At 73.5% G+C, this 16,852-nt stretch carries 11 protein-coding genes and 1 riboswitch; of the genes, 8 read left to right on the top strand and 3 right to left on the bottom strand.

What is annotated here, in order from left to right; all coding sequences use genetic code 11:
- Window positions 1–142: 142 nt before the first annotated feature.
- Window positions 143–3,685 carry a transcription-repair coupling factor gene (gene mfd, locus ACFY15_RS26465; protein ID WP_390826154.1) on the top strand — a complete coding sequence of 1,181 codons (3,543 nt, stop codon included), beginning with the start codon at window positions 143–145 and terminating at the stop codon, window positions 3,683–3,685.
- Between the two features lie 37 nt (window positions 3,686–3,722).
- Here mfd and ACFY15_RS26470 read toward each other — a convergent pair whose 3' ends face one another.
- On the bottom strand, window positions 3,723–4,424 hold the full coding sequence (locus ACFY15_RS26470) for a hypothetical protein (RefSeq protein WP_390690416.1): 702 nt from the start codon (window positions 4,422–4,424) through the stop codon (window positions 3,723–3,725).
- Between the two features lie 386 nt (window positions 4,425–4,810).
- Here ACFY15_RS26470 and ACFY15_RS26475 point away from each other — a divergent pair, with 386 nt between their 5' ends.
- Both ACFY15_RS26475 and ACFY15_RS26480 read left to right on the top strand, forming a co-directional pair.
- Window positions 4,811–5,428, top strand: coding sequence for a hypothetical protein (locus tag ACFY15_RS26475; protein ID WP_390690417.1), 618 nt, complete (start codon window positions 4,811–4,813; stop codon window positions 5,426–5,428).
- Window positions 5,425–6,942, top strand: a complete 1,518-nt coding sequence (locus ACFY15_RS26480) for a protein kinase (RefSeq protein WP_390690418.1) — start codon at window positions 5,425–5,427, stop codon at window positions 6,940–6,942. The genes ACFY15_RS26475 and ACFY15_RS26480 overlap by 4 nt, the downstream gene beginning before the upstream one ends.
- A gap of 43 nt (window positions 6,943–6,985) precedes the next feature.
- Here the strand turns inward: ACFY15_RS26480 and ACFY15_RS26485 are convergent, their stop codons facing one another.
- Window positions 6,986–9,412 (bottom strand): YfhO family protein, encoded by a 2,427-nt coding sequence (locus tag ACFY15_RS26485; protein WP_390690419.1) that lies wholly within the window; start codon window positions 9,410–9,412, stop codon window positions 6,986–6,988.
- A 177-nt stretch (window positions 9,413–9,589) separates the two neighbouring features.
- Between ACFY15_RS26485 and ACFY15_RS26490 the strand changes: the two genes are divergently transcribed.
- A complete protein-coding gene (locus ACFY15_RS26490) occupies window positions 9,590–10,216 on the top strand; it encodes a SurA N-terminal domain-containing protein (protein ID WP_390690420.1) in 627 nt (208 codons plus the stop codon).
- Window positions 10,217–10,244: 28 nt separating this feature from the next.
- The gene (locus ACFY15_RS26495) at window positions 10,245–11,330 is read left to right on the top strand and encodes a nucleoside triphosphate pyrophosphohydrolase (RefSeq protein ID WP_390690421.1); all 1,086 of its coding nucleotides are present in this window, start codon (window positions 10,245–10,247) and stop codon (window positions 11,328–11,330) included.
- Between the two features lie 175 nt (window positions 11,331–11,505).
- On the opposite strand, the gene ACFY15_RS26500 is transcribed toward ACFY15_RS26495, so the two are convergent.
- A complete protein-coding gene (locus tag ACFY15_RS26500; RefSeq protein ID WP_390690422.1) occupies window positions 11,506–12,708 on the bottom strand; it encodes a globin domain-containing protein in 1,203 nt (400 codons plus the stop codon).
- A 121-nt stretch (window positions 12,709–12,829) separates the two neighbouring features.
- On the opposite strand from ACFY15_RS26500, the gene ACFY15_RS26505 reads away from it, so the two are divergent.
- From ACFY15_RS26505 to ACFY15_RS26515, 3 genes are all read left to right on the top strand, one after another.
- Complete coding sequence (locus tag ACFY15_RS26505) at window positions 12,830–14,104, top strand: cytochrome P450 (protein WP_390690423.1); 1,275 nt, start codon at window positions 12,830–12,832, stop codon at window positions 14,102–14,104.
- 127 nt (window positions 14,105–14,231) lie between these two features.
- Window positions 14,232–15,329: a transglycosylase family protein gene (locus ACFY15_RS26510; RefSeq protein WP_390690424.1), complete on the top strand. Its 1,098-nt coding sequence runs from the start codon at window positions 14,232–14,234 to the stop codon at window positions 15,327–15,329.
- A gap of 268 nt (window positions 15,330–15,597) precedes the next feature.
- Window positions 15,598–15,766, top strand: a riboswitch (cyclic di-AMP (ydaO/yuaA leader).
- A 2-nt stretch (window positions 15,767–15,768) separates the two neighbouring features.
- Window positions 15,769–16,491: a transglycosylase family protein gene (locus ACFY15_RS26515; RefSeq protein ID WP_390690425.1), complete on the top strand. Its 723-nt coding sequence runs from the start codon at window positions 15,769–15,771 to the stop codon at window positions 16,489–16,491.
- Window positions 16,492–16,852 lie beyond the last annotated feature (361 nt).

Genomic DNA, 16,852 nt, shown 5'->3' on the forward strand with positions numbered 1-16,852 from the left:
CCCGTACGGGAGCCGTACACGGTCCGCATCCCGCGCGCGGGTGACACACCCGCGGCATAGGGTGGGAACCCCCGGCCCGTTCACGTGTCGGGTGCTTCGCGTTGCCCCGCCCGCCCGTACCACCGGATGGAAAGCCGCCTTCATGAGCCTGCACGGACTGCTCGACGCCGTCACCCGGGACCCCGCCCTGGCCGAGGCGGTCACCGCGGCCGGGGACGGCAACCGCATGCACGTGGACCTCGTCGGCCCGCCCGCCGCCCGGCCCTTCGCGATCGCCGCGCTGGCCCGCCGTACCGGGCGGACCGTGCTCGCGGTGACCGCCACCGGGCGGGAGGCCGACGACCTCGCCGCCGCACTGCGCTCCCTGATGCCGCCGGGCCGTCAGGACACCGTCGTGTACTACCCGTCCTGGGAGACGCTGCCGCACGAGCGCCTCAGCCCGCGCAGCGACACCGTCGGCCGCCGCATCGCCGTCCTGCGCCGGCTCGCCCACCCCAGCGCCGACGACCCGGCCGCCGGCCCCGTCTCGGTGGTCGTGGCCCCCATCCGCTCCGTGCTCCAGCCGCAGGTCAAGGGGCTCGGCGACCTGCTGCCGGTCAGCCTGCGCCAGGGCGTGACCGCCGACCTCGGCGCGGTCACCGAGGCCCTGTCGGCGGCCGCGTACGCGCGCGTCGAGCTGGTGGAGAAGCGCGGCGAGTTCGCCGTCCGCGGCGGGATCCTCGACGTGTTCCCGCCCACCGAGGAGCACCCGCTGCGCGTGGAGTTCTGGGGCGACGAGGTCGAGGAGATCCGCTACTTCAAGGTCGCCGACCAGCGCTCCCTGGAGATCGCCGAGCACGGCCTGTGGGCCCCGCCCTGCCGCGAGCTGCTCCTGACCGACCAGGTGCGCGAGCGCGCGGCGGCCCTCGCCGAGGAGCACCCGGAGCTCGGCGAACTGCTGAACAAGATCGCCGAGGGGATCGCGGTCGAGGGCATGGAATCCCTCGCCCCGGTCCTCGTCGACGACATGGAGCTGCTCCTCGACGTCCTGCCGGCCGGGTCCATGGCCGTGGTGTGCGACCCCGAGCGGGTCCGCACCCGGGCCGCCGACCTGGTGGCGACCAGCCAGGAGTTCCTGATGGCCTCCTGGGCGGCCACCGCGGGCGGCGGCCAGGCCCCCATCGACGTCGGCGCGGCCTCGCTGCGCGGCATCGCCGAGGTCCGCGACCACGCCCGCGAGCTGGGCATGATGTGGTGGTCGGTATCCCCCTTCGCGGCGGACGACACCGACCTGGCCTCGGACACCCTCAAGCTCGGCATGCACGCCGCCGAGACCTACCGGGGCGACACCGCCCGGGCGCTCGCCGACACCAAGGGCTGGATCGCCGACGGCTGGCACACCGTCTACCTCACCGAGGGCCACGGCCCGGCCGCCCGTACCGTCGAGGTGCTCGGCGGCGAGGGCATCGCGGCCCGCCTGGAGGCCGACCTGGGGGCCTTGGAGCCCTCGATCGTCCACGTGTCGTGCGGCTCGCTCGACACCGGCTTCGTCGACCCGGCGCTGAAGCTGGCCGTCCTCACCGAGACCGACCTGACCGGCCAGCGCACCGCCACCAAGGACCTCGGCCGGATGCCCACCCGGCGCCGCAAGTCCATCGACCCCCTCGCCCTGGAGGTCGGCGACTACATCGTGCACGAGCAGCACGGCGTGGGCCGCTACCTCGAGATGGTGCAGCGCACCGTGCAGGGCGCCACCCGCGAGTACCTCCTCGTCGAGTACGCGCCCGCCAAGCGCGGCCAGCCCGGCGACCGCCTGTACATCCCCACCGACCAGCTGGAGCAGGTCACCAAGTACGTGGGCGGCGAGGCCCCGACCCTGCACCGGCTCGGCGGCGCCGACTGGACGAAGACCAAGGCGCGGGCGAAGAAGGCCGTCAAGGAGATCGCCGCCGACCTGATCAAGCTGTACAGCGCGCGCATGGCGGCGCCCGGCCACACCTTCGGCCCGGACACCCCCTGGCAGCGCGAGCTGGAGGACGCCTTCCCGTACGCGGAGACCCCCGACCAGCTCACCACCATCGCCGAGGTGAAGGAGGACATGGAGAAGTCCGTCCCCATGGACCGCCTGATCTGCGGCGACGTCGGCTACGGCAAGACCGAGATCGCGGTCCGGGCCGCCTTCAAGGCAGTGCAGGACGGCAAGCAGGTCGCCGTCCTCGTCCCCACCACCCTGCTGGTGCAGCAGCACTTCGGGACCTTCTCCGAGCGCTACAGCCAGTTCCCCGTCAACGTGAAGGCGCTCTCGCGCTTCCAGTCCGACACCGAGTCCAAGGCCACCCTGGAGGGCCTCAAGGAGGGCTCGGTCGACGTGGTCATCGGCACCCACCGCCTGTTCTCGCAGGAGACGAAGTTCAAGGACCTGGGCCTGGTCATCGTCGACGAGGAGCAGCGGTTCGGCGTCGAGCACAAGGAGCAGCTGAAGAAGCTCCGCGCCAACGTCGACGTCCTCACCATGTCGGCGACGCCGATCCCGCGCACCCTGGAGATGGCGGTGACCGGCATCCGCGAGATGTCGACGATCACCACCCCGCCGGAGGAGCGCCACCCGGTGCTCACCTTCGTCGGCCCGTACGAGGAGAAGCAGATCGGCGCGGCCATCCGGCGCGAGCTGCTGCGCGAGGGCCAGTGCTTCTACATCCACAACCGGGTCGAGTCCATCGACCGGGCGGCCGCGAAGCTGCGCGAGATCGTGCCGGAGGCGCGGATCGCCACCGCCCACGGCCAGATGTCCGAACAGGCCCTGGAACAGGTGGTCGTGGACTTCTGGGAGAAGAAGTTCGACGTCCTCGTCTCGACGACGATCGTCGAGTCGGGCATCGACATCTCCAACGCCAACACCCTGATCGTGGAGCGCGGCGACAACTTCGGCCTCTCCCAGCTGCACCAGCTGCGCGGCCGCGTCGGCCGCGGCCGCGAGCGCGGGTACGCCTACTTCCTCTACCCGCCGGAGAAGCCGCTGACGGAGACCGCGCACGAGCGCCTGGCCACCATCGCCCAGCACACCGAGATGGGCGCGGGCATGTACGTGGCGATGAAGGACCTGGAGATCCGCGGCGCGGGCAACCTGCTCGGCGGAGAGCAGTCGGGCCACATCGCGGGCGTCGGCTTCGACCTCTACATCCGCATGGTCGGCGAGGCGGTCGCGGACTACCGGGCCGCGGTCGAGGGCGGGGCGGAGGAGGAGCCTCCGCTGGAGGTGAAGATCGAGCTGCCGGTCGACGCGCACGTCCCGCACGACTACGCGCCGGGCGAGCGGCTGCGCCTCCAGGCCTACCGGGCGATCGCCTCGGCGTCCTCGGAGGCCGACATCAAGGCGGTGCGGGAGGAGCTCACCGACCGCTACGGCAAGCTGCCGGAGCCGGTGGAGAACCTGCTGCTGGTGGCGGGCCTGCGGATGCTGGCCCGGGCCTGCGGGGTCGGGGACATCACCCTCCAGGGCACCAACATCCGCTTCGGCCCGGTGGAGCTGCGCGAATCCCAGGAGCTGCGCCTCAAGCGCCTCTACCCGGGGACGGTCCTCAAGCCGGCCACCTCGCAGGTGCTGGTCCCGCGCCCGAAGACGGCCCGCGTCGGCGGCAAGCCCCTGGTCGGCCGCGAACTGCTGGCCTGGACGGGCGAGTTCCTGACCACGGTCCTCGGCTCGTAACCCCCGCCCCCACGGACCGTCCGCGCACCCGGCGCGGTCAGCCGGCCGGTTTCACGTCCTTGTACTCGACGCTCGTCGGGTTCGGGCCGTTCTCCCAGTGGGCCAGGAGGTACGGCGTGCCGTCCAGGCAGATGTGGTCGGTGATCTCGGTGCCGTCGGGGCCCTTCGACAGGAGCACGGCGACCGGTTTCATGTTCAGGTAGGTGTCCGGGCCCCGGCGCAGGCCGGTGCGGTCCGCCGGGAAGGTGCGGGCGGGGGAGCCGTCCCTGCACAGGGCCAGGAGGTGGGCGACCGAGGGGTCGCCCGGCCTCAGGTCGATCCAGCCGTCCTCCGTGTCGGGGGACTTGGCGGGCTGGCCCCTGAACTGGTCCTGGAGGAAGTCGTGGTCGCCCCGCAGGGAGACCTTGGCGTCGTTCACGAGGATCTCCCCCGTCCCGTGGCGGTTGACCTTGACCTCTCCGTAGCAACTGCCGTCGCCTTCGAAGGTCAGTCTCGCCGTGATCTCGCGTTCGCCGATCCGGCGTGAGATGACCGCGGTCTTGGAGTCCGCCCGCTCCGTCTCCTCGTACGCGGCGCGCAGCACGGCGGCCGGGTCCCGGCCGGCGAGCGGGTCGTGCGCCGTGGAGGCCGGCGACGGGGGGTGCGGCGCCGCGTCGTCGGACGTCGGGCCGCAGGCGGTGGCCGCGGCGGTCAGCAGGGCCGCGCAGGTGAGTGCGGCCGTGGTCGTGGCTCTGGGCATGCGGGTGCGCATGACGGGTCCCCCCTGGGATCGATCAAAGGATCAGAGCGTAGCCGCAGGGGTCAGGAGGGACGGTGGAGGTGCGGCGGGGGCAGGGCTTCCTCCAGTCCGCGCGGCCCGCGGTCCTGAAGCAGCTGTCCTGCGCGCGCCCGTTCGGATGGCAGCGTCACCCCCGGCCGGCCCCCGGCCGCCCACGGACCGCCTCCGGGCCGTCCGTGCTGCGACCCTGCAACGGTTGCGCGCATACCCTCACGGGCGGCCGGAAACGCTGTATACGCTTCCAGCCGTCACCCTTTCCGCACGGCCCGTCAGGAGCAGCGATGCACGGCCCCGGCATCCCGCCGCAGCAAGGCCCCCACGGCCACCGGCCCCTGTCCGGTGCGGCGATGACGCTGCGTGTGCTGTTCACGGCGCTTCCCTTGCTCACCTGCGGGTTCTTCGCCTGGGGATCGCTGCTGCGGATCGCCCTGCTCACCCGCAAGTCCCGCGACTGGGTGCTGCTGGTGCTCGGCGGGCTCCTCTCGGTCGTGTGGATCACCTTCATCGAGCTCGACCCGACCGCGGACACCAGCGGCTGGCAGGGCAACCTCGGCGCAGGTGGCTCGATCTTCACCGGTTTCGCCGTCTGCGTGTACTACATCGTCGCGGACATCAAGCACCACGAGGCGAAGGCCGCCCTGCCCCCGGCGGCGGCCGCCGCGCCCTGGTATCCGGCGCAGCAGTCCCCGTACGCCCAGCCCCAGCCGATGCACCGGCCGCAGCCCCCGCAGCAGACCCGGCCCTCCTACGGCTACCCGCCCGTCCAGCCCGCCGTCCCGCCGCAGCAGGCCCCGGCCCCCGTCCAGCCCCCGCGCATCGGGCAGGTCCGCGCCGAACTCGACGAGCTCAGCGAACTCCTGCGCAAGCAGACCCCGCAGACCCCGCAGACCCCGCCCGGGCCCCCGCGGCCCGGCGGCCCGTACCAGGACCCGAACAGCACGGCGATCCAGGACCCCCAGCAGTGACCCAGGGCGAACGGCTCATCGGCGAGCGCTACCAGCTCGCCACCATCCTCGGCCAGGGCGGCATGGGCCAGGTGTGGACGGCCTACGACCGGCGCCTGGACCGCCGCGTCGCCGTCAAACTGCTGCGCCCCGACAAGGTGGCCGGCCCCGGCACCGTCGCCGAGGAACTGCGCCGCCGCTTCGTGCGCGAGTGCCGGGTCACCGCGCAGGTCGACCACCCCGGCCTGGTCACGGTGCACGACGCGGGCAGCGACGGCGACGAGCTGTACCTCGTCATGGGCTACGTCGAGGGCTCCGACCTCGCCGACCACCTCGCCGCGCACGACCCGTACCCCTGGCCGTGGGCGGTCGCGGTGGTCGCGCAGCTGTGCGCGGTGCTGTCCGCCGTGCACGCGGTGCCGATCGTCCACCGGGACCTCAAGCCCCGCAACGTGATGGTCCGCCCGGACGGGACCGTCCTCGTCCTGGACCTCGGCGTCGCCTCCGTGATGGACACCGACACCACCCGCCTCACCAGCACAGGCTCCCCCATCGGCAGCCCCGCCTACATGGCGCCCGAACAGGCCATGGGCGGCGCGGTGGGCCCGTACACCGACCTGTACGCCCTCGGCGTGCTGCTCTACGAACTCCTCAGCGGCAATGTCCCCTTCGCCGGATCCACCGCCCTCGGCGTCCTCCACCGGCACCTGTACGAGCCCCCGGCCCCGGTGCGCGGCCTGCGGCCGGAGATCCCGCAGGAGCTGGAGGCGGTGCTGATGCGCCTCCTCGCCAAGGACCCGCAGGACCGGCCCGGCTCCGCGCAGGAGGTCTACGAGGCCCTCGCGCCGCTGCTCCCGGCCCCCGGCAGCCGTCCCGTCGCCGGGCCGCTCGACCCCACCCGGCCCTTCCTGCGCCCCCAGGCCCCCTGGCCCGACCGCCCGGCCGCCGTCGTCCCGCCGATGCCCGCCACGGCACCGGCCGCGCCCCGCCCGGACATCCCCGGCGCGGTGGACGAGGCCCGCAAGCTGCTGGACCAGGGGCGCCTCACCCAGGCCGTGGACATCCTCGGCGGCATCCTCCCGGCGGCCGCCGCCGAGCACGGCGAGCGCTCCCCGGTGGTGCGCAGCCTGCGCAAGCAGTACGCGGCCACGCTGATGGACGATGGCCAGTACCGTCGCGCCCTGCCCGAACTGCGCCGCCTCGCCGACGAGTTCCCGGCCGGCGACCCGCAGGCGCTGCGCTTCCGCTACGACGCCGCGCAGTGCCTGGAACAGCTCGGCGAGCCGGCCGCGGCCCTCGCCGAGTACCGCTCGCTGCTGCCGCTGTTCGAGAACCACTACGCCAACCCGGACCCGGGCCTGCCGCTGGAGGTCCGCCGCCGGATAGCGCACCTGCTGCTCTCCCTCGGCGACCGCCCCGCGGCCCACGACACCCTGGTCCGGCTCCTGTACGACGCCGACCGGGTGCACGGCCCGGCGCACCCCCTCCCGGTGGAGATCCGCCGGACCCTCCAGTGGCTGGGACAGGTGCGCTGACGGCGCCGGACCGCCGCCCTGCGCGTGCGGCCGGCGGGTGTCCTCAGCCGCGCCGGACGAGCCGCCGGAGCCCCGCCGGGTACTCCGGGCGGCGCCTGAGGACCGCCCGCGCGGCCACCGCCAGTGCCGCCAGACCCGCCAGCCCCGTGCCCGGGAGCAGCCCCGGCGGGGTGAACCCGCAGTGCAGGGTGGTCGTGCGGCCGTCCAGGGGCACGGCCAGCAGCCCCAGCCGCGACCCGGCCGGGCGCCCCTCGCAGCTCCAGCCCGCGACGGCCGGGACCGCCACGACCGCCGTGCCGGTGCTGCCGGCCGGCAGGGTGGCGGTCAGGCCCGCGTCGGACACCCGTACCGAGGTGGCGGCCGAGGTGCGCAGCGCGGCCACCGCCGCCGTGAGCTTCGAGCGGTCCAGACAGCCCAGCGTCCACCGGTCGGGGGCCCGGCGGTCGAAGACGAGCTGTGAGGACGGCCCGTGCGAGCGGCCCAGCGGCTGGAGCGCCGCCCGGTTCTTCGGCCGGGTCCCGTTCATCCTGGAGGGCCGGCCGTCGGCGAGGCTGGCCGAGCCGCTGTACTCCGGCGCCCACAGGAACGGGTCGGTGCCCGACCGGCAGACCCCGGGCGCGACCGGCTCCTCGTACACCTTCGCGCCCAGCAGCAGCTCCTGGTTGGCAAACGGGGACTCGCCGAACTGCGGCGGCGGCCCGGCCGGCCGGACGGTGACCAGCGGCAGGGCCTCCGCGCGGACCACCTTCCCGTCCGCCTTCAGCCGTGCCCCGACCGAGAACAGCGCGTCGGTCACCGGGTTGTCCAGGCTCTGCACGCTGCGCCCGCGCGAGGTCCAGCCCGCGCCGAGCGCCGCCATCGTGCGGGTGAACACGTCCGGGGTGTGACTGCTGTAGTACGAGCCGCCCTCGCCGCCCAGCAGCAGCGGGTCGTTGCCCGACAGCGCGGGCCGGCCCGCGTCGGTGCGGTACGCGGGCCAGCCGTCGGCCCGGGTCAGCGCCCGTTCGCGGGAGGTGTTCGCACGGCCCCAGGAGGGGTAGTCGTCCAGCCCCGCCAGCTTGCCCTTGTGCCCGTACGCCGTGGTCGCGGCGGCCTGCGCCACCAGCGCCGCCGCCAGCACGGCGGCCGCCGGCAGCAGCAGCCGCCGGTGGCGCAGCGCCCACCAGGAGCCCGCCGCCAGAGCCAGCCCGCCGCAGAACAGGGCGTATCCCCAGCCCGTGGACAGCGCGCTGCCGGCCGCCCAGGCGGCGGCCGCCGCCAGCACGCCGGCCCCGGCCGCCAGCGCCCGTACGCCGGGGAGCCCGGCCGCGAGCCCCGTCCAGGCGGCGATCACCGCGATCCCGGCGAGCACGAAGGTCTGCCGGTAGGGGCTGCCGTTCGGCGTCGCGAAGACGTGCCAGGCCAGATGGGTCGGCTCCCACTGCAGGGACAGCAGCACCGTCGCCACCAGCCCCGCCCACCACAGCCGGGTGCGCAGCGGCAGCGCCCGGTGGAAGGGGAGGGCCGTCACCAGCAGGAGGGTCCCCGTGCCGACGAACAGGGCGGGGGAGCCGAAGGAGTACGTGGCCGGCATCAGCCGTGCGAACAGGTCCGACCAGGGCACCGGGGAGAACTCCTTGGACCATCCCGGATAGGCCTGCTTCGAGCTCAGGAACAGCGGCACCAGCAGCGGGGCGGTCAGGGCCATGCCGAGCACGGTCGTGACCGCCGCCCGGCCGACCACCCGGGCCCGCTCCCGCACCCCCTCCCGGGTCAGCACCACCCGCACCACCAGTACCAGCGCGGCACCCAGCGTGGCCATGTAGGCGGTGTAGAAGTTCGCCGTCCAGGAGACGGCCACCACCAGCACCCCCAGCAGCGGCCGCCGCGTGCGCAGCGCCCACTCCCCGGTCAGGCACAGCAGCGGGAAGGCGATCAGCCCGTCCAGCCACATGGGGTTGTAGGAGGCCTCGATCACCGACCAGCCGCACAGCGCGTACGAGGCACCCAGCAGCCCCGCCGCCCACCACGGCCCCGGCCGCTGGGTGCGCAGCAGCCAGGCCATCGCGGCGGCCGCGGCCGTCATCTTGAGGACGGTGACCACGTACACGGCGAGGTCGATGTCGTGACGCGGGAAGAGCCCCACCAGCAGGGCGAAGGGGCTCGTCAGGTACGTGCCCAGGTCGGGCAGGAAGCTGGTGCCGTACCCCGACTGCCAGTTGAACAGGAGTCCGCCCCGCGCCCGCCCGTGCAGCAGGTCCCACAGGTGCGCGTGGAAGGGCACGAACTGGTTGCCGAGGTCGTTGACACTGCGGTGGCGGGGCCCGTACGGGAAGACCCGCGCGACGGCGTCCCCGGAGCACACGGCCACGGCCGTGACCAGGGCGGCGAACGCCGAGCCGAGCAGTCCGGGACGGCGCCGGAAGCGGCTGACGGGGGCCGGAGCGGGGCGCTCCGGACTGTGGTGCGGAGCGAGCTGCGATGTCGACATGGTGAGGCGACCTTCGCAGGAGCGTCGGGCCCGGCGGTAGCCGGGGGGTGAACGCGCACCCCCAACACCCCGGGAATCGTTGGTCGAAGCAGTGGCTCGGGCCACTCTGACTGCATACCATCGATCACCGCACGGCCTTGTGCACCGACGCACAATCCCCCGGCCCTGGAGGCTCCTTTGCACCGTCGCACAGCGCTCTCCGTATCCGTCGCCCTGCTCGCGGCGGCCCCCTTGCTGGCCGCCTGTTCGGGCGGGACCCGTCCCGGAACCGCGGCCGTCGTCGGCGGCGAGCGCATCACCACCACCGCGCTCCAGGCACAGGTCAAAGACGTGCGCGCCGCGCAGAACCGCTCCGAGCAGGGCGCCCGGCTGATCGGGGCGACCGCCGGGCTGGAGCGGCTCAAGCTCAACAAGATGATCCAGACCGCGGTGCTGGAGCGGGCGGCCGACGACGCCGGGCTGGGCGTGAGCACCAAGGAGATCGAGGACGTCCGCAAGGCGCAGCTCCAGCAGGTCGGCGGCGAGAAGGCGCTGGCCGCGGCGGCGCTGGAGCAGGCCCAGCTGGCCCCGGACCAGATCGACGCCGACACCCGCTTCAAGCTGCTGCGCGACAAGCTCTTCGCGCACTACGGAAGCCAGGACAAGGCCCTGGTGAAGCTCGGGGAGGCCGCGCGGGCCCTGCACATCGAGGTCAACCCGCGCTACGGCCGCTGGGACGAGAAGCAGATCCTGCTCGGCGACCAGCAGACCCCGTGGATCACCCAGAGGACGATGCCCGAGCAGGCGGCCCCCGCCGGAGCCTGACGTCCCGGGGCGGGGGTAGGTTCGGAGGGTGACCGACCACACCGCCGCACCCGCCCCCGAACCCGAGCCCGCCGAGCCCGCCGACACCTCCGCGCCCTCCGCGGCCGCGCCCTCCGCGGAGGGCGCGGGGGATGCCGGGCGGATCGTCCTGCTGACCGCCAGCCACCGGGTCGCCCCCGGGCTGCTGTCCTGGCCGGCCTGGCAGGCCCTGCACGCCGCGGACCGGGTGCTGTGCGCGGACCCGGACGACCCGCAGCTTCCGTACCTGCGCGAAGCCGGGGTGGACGTGGCGCACGAGGCCCCCGACGCACACGCTCTCGTCGATGCCTGCGCCGGGGGCCGCACCATCGTGGTGATCCCGGGCGGCGAGGGCGACCGGCGGCTGACCGACGGCCTGGCCCGGCTCGCCGGCTCGGGCCGGGTGGCGATGCCGGACCTGGAGCTGCTGCCCGGTTCGTACGACCTGCCGGGCGCGCGGCTGCTCGACCTGGTGCAGGTCATGGACCGGGTGCGCCGCGACTGCCCGTGGACCTCCCGGCAGACCCACGAGGGGCTGGTGAAGTACGCCATCGAGGAGGCGTACGAGCTGGTGGAGGCGATCGAGGACGGCGACCGGGAAGCGCTGCGCGAGGAGCTCGGGGACGTCCTGCTCCAGGTGGTCTTCCACGCGCGCATCGCCGAGGAGGGCGGCGGCCCGGGCGACGGGGAGGAAGGGGAGGACGTGGAGGCGTTCTCCATCGACGACGTCGCAGGCGACCTGGTCGACAAGCTGGTCCGCCGCCACCCCCATGTCTTCGGGGACGCCACGGCCGAGTCGCCGGAGGACGTCAGCGCCCACTGGCAGGCGACCAAGGCGGTCGAGAAGCGGCGGGAGTCGGTCACCGACGGGATCCCGCTGGGCCAGCCCGGTCTGGCGCTCGCGGCGAAGCTGGCCGGCCGGGCCCGTGCGGGCGGTGTGCCCGTGGAGCTGCCGCGGGGCGAGGGCGTCGGGTACGAGCTGCTGGAGCTGGCGGCGCGCGCGGAGGCGGCGGGAACCGACCCCGAGACGGCGCTGCGCGCGGCGGCCCGCGTCTACCGGGACGCGATCCGGGCGGCGGAGGGCGTCGGCGGGTAGCCGCCCGCGCCGTACTCCCCTACGCGGCTAATGTCTTTCGTGGGTACAGAGGCATTAGCCGAGCCCGCGCGAGTACGCCGGTGGGCGCCACATGCTTTCCGTGTGCGCGGACGCATGAGGTGGACGGTACGCGGCCGGCCGCCCGCGCCACATGCCTTCCGGCGGCGCGCAGGCATTAGCCGCGCGGGGTGCGGTCCGACGGGTTGTGCCAGTGCGGGGCCGGGCGGTGCAGGAACCACTCGCCGAAGCCCAGCGGCCGCTCGCCCCGGGCTGCGCCGGTGACGGGGACGACGTCGTGGAAGAGCCGGTCGGGGCGGGCCCCCAGCTCCTCCAGCAGGAGGGCCGTCTCCTCCATGAACACGGGCGGGCCGCTCAGGTAGACGTCCTGCTCCGGCCACAGGGCCCGGTTGCCGAGCGCGGTGGCCAGCCGGGCGGTGGCCTGGTTGCGGGGGCGGCCGGGGGCGGGGGTGATGTAGGTGACGCCGAGCCAGCGGAAGGCGGCGGCGTACGCGTCGATCCACGGCCGGTCGTAGAGGTGCGCGGCGTCCCGGGCGGCCAGGAAGAGCCGTACGTCCTGATCGGGAGGGTGCTGCGCGAGCTCCTCCAGCATGGCCCGGACGGGGGCCCAGCCGGTTCCGGCGGCGATGAGGGTGACGGGCCGGTCCGCGCGGCGCAGGGTCAGCCGTCCGGCCGGGGCGCTGAGCCGCAGCGGCTCGCCGATCCCGATCTCGCGGACCAGGGCGGTGCTGAGCCTGCCGCCCTCGATCCGGCTGACGTGGAGGTCGACCGTGTGGTCGGGGCGGGGGGCGTTGCCGAGGGAGTAGGTGCGCCAGACGGTGGGGACCCGCTCGCTGCTCACGCTGACGTGCTGGCCGGGCCGGTAGGGGAACGGGGCGTGCGGGGCCAGGGTCAGCACGCCGATGTCCTCCCCGTACCGGAGGTGGCGCACGACCTCCGCGTCCCACCAGGGCGGGTCCTCGCTCGCGGCGGCGCCGGCCGTCATGGCGTCGGCCATCACCTGGTAGGCCTCGCTCCAGGCCTTCTCGACCTCCGGGGTCCAGGCCGCGCCGGAGGTCGCGGCGAGGGCGGCGAGCAGGCTGGTGCCGACGGCGGCGTAGTGCTCGGGGCCGACCAGGAACTTGCGGTGGTCGCGGCCGAGGTCGCGGAGATAGGGGAGGAGGGTCTCGCCCTCCAGGTGGGAGACGACGTGGGTCAGGGCGGCGAAGAGGCGGTCGCGCTGGCGCTCCATGTCCTCTGAGGACGCCGGGAAGAGCCGGCGGATCGCGGGGTTGTGCCAGAAGAGGTGGGAGTAGAAGAACTTGACCGCGTGCTCGGCCCGTCTCTCCACCACCGCGAAGCTGCTTTTCAAGATCCTCACATCCACAGGACGGAAGTAGGAATGTCCGACAAGCGGCCGTCAAGTGATGGCCGATCTGCGGACAGCCGCGACGAACCGGCCATAAGGGATGGCCGGTAGCGAGCCGGGATACCGTCGACGGGTGCACGAGCAGACTCCCGACACCCCGCCCGCCCCCTCCGTCCCCCCGGCGCCGACCCTCTTCGACTGGGAGTTCGCCACCGACCCCTACCCCGCCTACGCATGGCTGCGCGAGCACTCCCCGGTGCACCGCGCTCAGCTCCCCAGCGGGGTCGAGGCCTGGCTGGTGACCCGGTACGCCGACGCCCGCCAGGCCCTCGCCGACCAGCGGCTGAGCAAGAACCCGGCGCACCACGCGGAGCCGGCGCACGCCAAGGGCAAGACCGGGATCCCCGGGGAGCGCAAGGCGGAGCTGATGACCCACCTGCTCAACATCGACCCGCCGGACCACACCCGGCTGCGCCGGCTGGTGTCGAAGGCCTTCACCCCGCGCCGTGTCGCCGAGTTCACCCCGCGCGTGCAGGAGCTGACCGACCACCTCATCGATCAGTTCGCGGGGAAGGGGGAGGCGGACCTCATCCACGAGTTCGCCTTTCCGCTCCCCATCTACGCCATCTGCGAGATGCTCGGCGTACCGCGCGAGGACCAGGACGACTTCCGCGACTGGGCCGGGATGATGATCCGCCACGGCGGCGGTCCGCGCGGCGGGGTCGCCCGGTCGGTGAAGCGGATGCGCACCTATCTCGGCGAACTGATCCACCGGAAGCGGGACGATTTGGGCGATGACCTCATCTCCGACCTGATCCGGGCGAGCGACCACGGCGACCACCTCACCGAGGCCGAGGCGACGGCGATGGCCTTCATCCTGCTCTTCGCCGGCTTCGAGACGACCGTGAACCTCATCGGCAACGGCGTCCACTCCCTCTTCATGAACCCCGGCCAGCGCGCCCTCCTCCAGGACTCCCTCGCGGCGGGCGAGACCGCCCTGCTGGAGACCGGGATCGAGGAGCTGCTGCGCTACGACGGCCCGGTGGAGCTGGCCACCTGGCGGTTCGCCACCCAGCCGCTGACCCTCGGCGGACAGGACATCGCCGTCGGTGACCCCGTCCTGGTGGTCCTCGCGGCGGCCGACCGCGACCCCGCGCGCTTCGCCGACCCGGACGCGCTCGACCTCTCCCGGAGTGACAATCAGCACCTTGGATACGGCCACGGGATCCACTACTGCCTGGGCGCCCCGCTCGCCCGCCTGGAGGGCCAGACGGCGCTCGCGACTTTGCTGAAGCGTCTGCCGGATCTGGAACTTGCCGTTCCCCCTACGGACCTGCGCTGGCGCGGCGGACTCATCATGCGAGGGCTGCGCACCCTCCCCGTCCGCTTCACAGTCCCGAACGTCTGAGGCGCGTGCGAAGCCCGACAGGGCCGCGGAACTGACCGGAATTCAGTCTTCGGCCCAACTTGTGACATCCGTTCGAAGGCGGCTAGGTTCTGCCGTTACCCCGCCGTTATACGAAAGGTGCAGGCACATGCTTCCCGGGAACGGCCGCCACAGACGACCCCGTCAGGTCCCCGCCATCGTCGTCACCGCCGGAGTCACCGGCTCCGCGCTGGCCCTGCCGCTGCTCGCCGCCACGGGCGCGAGCGCGGCCGACACCGCGACGTGGGACAAGGTCGCCGACTGCGAGAGCGGCGGCACGTGGAGCGCCAACTCGGGCGGCGGGACCTACGGCGGTCTCCAGTTCACCCTGGACCAGTGGAAGAACGCGGGCGGGCTCGAATTCGCCGAGCGCCCCGACCTGGCGAGCCGCTCGCAGCAGATAGCCGTCGCCGAGCGGGTCCTGGAGTCCCAGGGCCCCGAGGCGTGGTCGCTGTGCTCGGCCTCGGCCGGGCTGTCCAAGGGCGGGCCGAAGCCCGACGTGGACACGGGCAAGACCCCCGGGCCGGTCGCCCCCAGCCCGGTCCGGCCCGACTTCTCGGTGCCCGACACCGGCAAGGGCAAGTCCTCCACGGACTTCGGGGCGCCCACCCCGGCGCCCGGCGCGCCCGGCCCGAGCGTGCTGCCGGACTACCCGCTGGGTGCCACCAGCGGACTGCCCGTCATGCCGGAGCCGGACTACACCGTGCCGCCCACCCCGACCACCGGCCCCACCGTCCCGCCCACCGGTCCGGCGAACCCGGGCAACCCGGGCAACGGGAACGGTCAGGGCAACCAGAACGGCCAGGGCAACCAGGGCAACCAGGGCAATTCCAGCAACCAGGGCAACCAGGCCAATCCGGCGGCCCCGGGTGGCCCCGCCGCCCCGGTCGACCCGACGGCCCCTGCCACCCCGGGCGCCACGCCCTCCCCTTCGGCCACTCCCGCCCCCGGCGCGTCGGACGGCAACGGCAAGCACCGCGGCCCGGCCGCGATCGAGGTGCCCGCGGCCCCTGGCGCGGCGTCAGCCGCCGCCGGGGAGCCCGTGTACACCGTGAAGCCGGGCGACAGCCTCGCGGCCATCGCGGACGCCAACGGCCTCAAGGGGGGCTGGAGCGCCCTCTACAAGGCCAACGAGCAGGTCATCGGCACGGACGCGGACCTCATCAAGCCCGGCCAGAACCTGGATCTAAGCAAGAAACAGGGGTAGTTCGGGCACCCGATAAGAGGCGAATGTCTGTTATCGGCAAGTGAGACATGCATCTCTTCCGGACAACTGGCGTGTCTCATTCCGGAACTTCCGCAAACCCCGCTCCGACCTGCGCAAACGCACTCCCGAGGAAGGCAAGTAGGCCGGTTTCTCCCCAAAATCACACGTTGAACATCGGGGAGAGACCTGCCTACCTTCTGAGTCGCTCGCCACCGCGGGCTCCTTCGACCGCATCGCCGAATCCTGCCGGCGGCCGGAGGGAACAGTCGTCGCGCAAGCGCCGTTGGCAGGAGCGGGGGAACCAAGGTAGGCGCCGGGAAAGACCGTTGAGAGACGGTCCAAGTACCGGCTAGGGGTGAAGACGCGCAACTGCGCGGCCGGGCAACTCATCCGCCCGAACCCGACAGCTCACCTCGAAGGCGTCGGTGAGGAGAACTCCATGCTGCTTTCCGGCAAGGGCAAGCACCGCCGCGGCTCCAAGGCCGTCCGCATCGTCACGCTCGCCGGTGTCGCCGGTGTGGCCGTCGCCGCCCCGCTGATGGCCGCCGGCTCCGCCAGCGCCGCCACGGTCTCGGAGTGGGACAAGGTCGCCTCCTGCGAGTCCGGTGGCAACTGGTCCATCAACACCGGCAACGGCTACTACGGCGGCCTCCAGTTCTCCGCCTCCACGTGGGCCGCGTACGGCGGCAAGGCGTACGCCGCGCAGGCCAACCAGGCCAGCAAGTCGCAGCAGATAGCCATCGCCGAGAAGGTCCTCAAGGGCCAGGGCAAGGGCGCCTGGCCGTCCTGCGGCGTCGGCCTGTCCAACTCCGCCTACAACGGCGGCGGCTCGACCACCACCCCGGCCAAGCCGAAGCCGCAGACCAAGCCGGCCCCGGCCAAGCCCTCCACCCCGAAGGCCGACACCGAGACCAAGAGCACCGGCTCCGGTTCCGGCAACTGGACCCCCTCCAAGCCGGCCCCGTCGAAGCCGTCCGCCCCGAAGGGCGGCACCCCGGCGACCGGCAACGGCTCCTACACGGTCCGGGAGGGCGACACCCTCGGTACCATCGCCGATGCCAACGGCGTCAAGGGCGGCTGGGAGAAGCTCTTCGAGCTGAACAAGGACACGGTCAAGGACGCCGACCTCATCTTCCCGGGCCAGAAGCTGAAGCTCAGCTGAACTCCCGCGTAACACCCGCACGCCGGCCCCCGGGCCGGCGCGCGGATGAGCACCACCCCGGCACGGCCCGTGGCATCGACGCCCGGCGCGCATCCTTCTGCGCGCCGGGCGTCGTCATGTCCGGGCCGCGCCCGGGCACCGCACGACGGCCCGGGCCCCGCACGCCCGGGCCGCGCCCCCGCATGCCCGGCGCCGGGTCCCGGGCGCCCGCGCCGACGGGAGCGCATGGCGCGTCAGAGGCCCGTCGCAGCTCCACTTTTCAGGGGCCCTATGTCCCGGAAGGCGGGTATTCGGCCCCTTTTTCGTCCCAGGACCCGGGCGGTCGGCTGGCCGACCGCCCGGAGCCGGTTAGGCTCTAGTC

The organism is Streptomyces sp. NPDC001373 (assembly GCF_042895815.1).
GTDB lineage: Bacteria > Actinomycetota > Actinomycetes > Streptomycetales > Streptomycetaceae > Streptomyces.

Bases quoted from the DNA above. Each gene is read 5' to 3' on its own strand.
- mfd (WP_390826154.1), top strand. From the start codon at position 143: ATGAGCCTGCACGGACTGCTCGACGCCGTCACCCGGGACCCCGCCCTG.
- ACFY15_RS26470 (WP_390690416.1), bottom strand. From the start codon at position 4,424: ATGCCCAGAGCCACGACCACGGCCGCACTCACCTGCGCGGCCCTGCTG.
- ACFY15_RS26475 (WP_390690417.1), top strand. From the start codon at position 4,811: ATGACGCTGCGTGTGCTGTTCACGGCGCTTCCCTTGCTCACCTGCGGG.
- ACFY15_RS26485 (WP_390690419.1), bottom strand. From the start codon at position 9,412: ATGTCGACATCGCAGCTCGCTCCGCACCACAGTCCGGAGCGCCCCGCT.
- ACFY15_RS26510 (WP_390690424.1), top strand. From the start codon at position 14,232: ATGCTTCCCGGGAACGGCCGCCACAGACGACCCCGTCAGGTCCCCGCC.
- ACFY15_RS26515 (WP_390690425.1), top strand. From the start codon at position 15,769: ATGCTGCTTTCCGGCAAGGGCAAGCACCGCCGCGGCTCCAAGGCCGTC.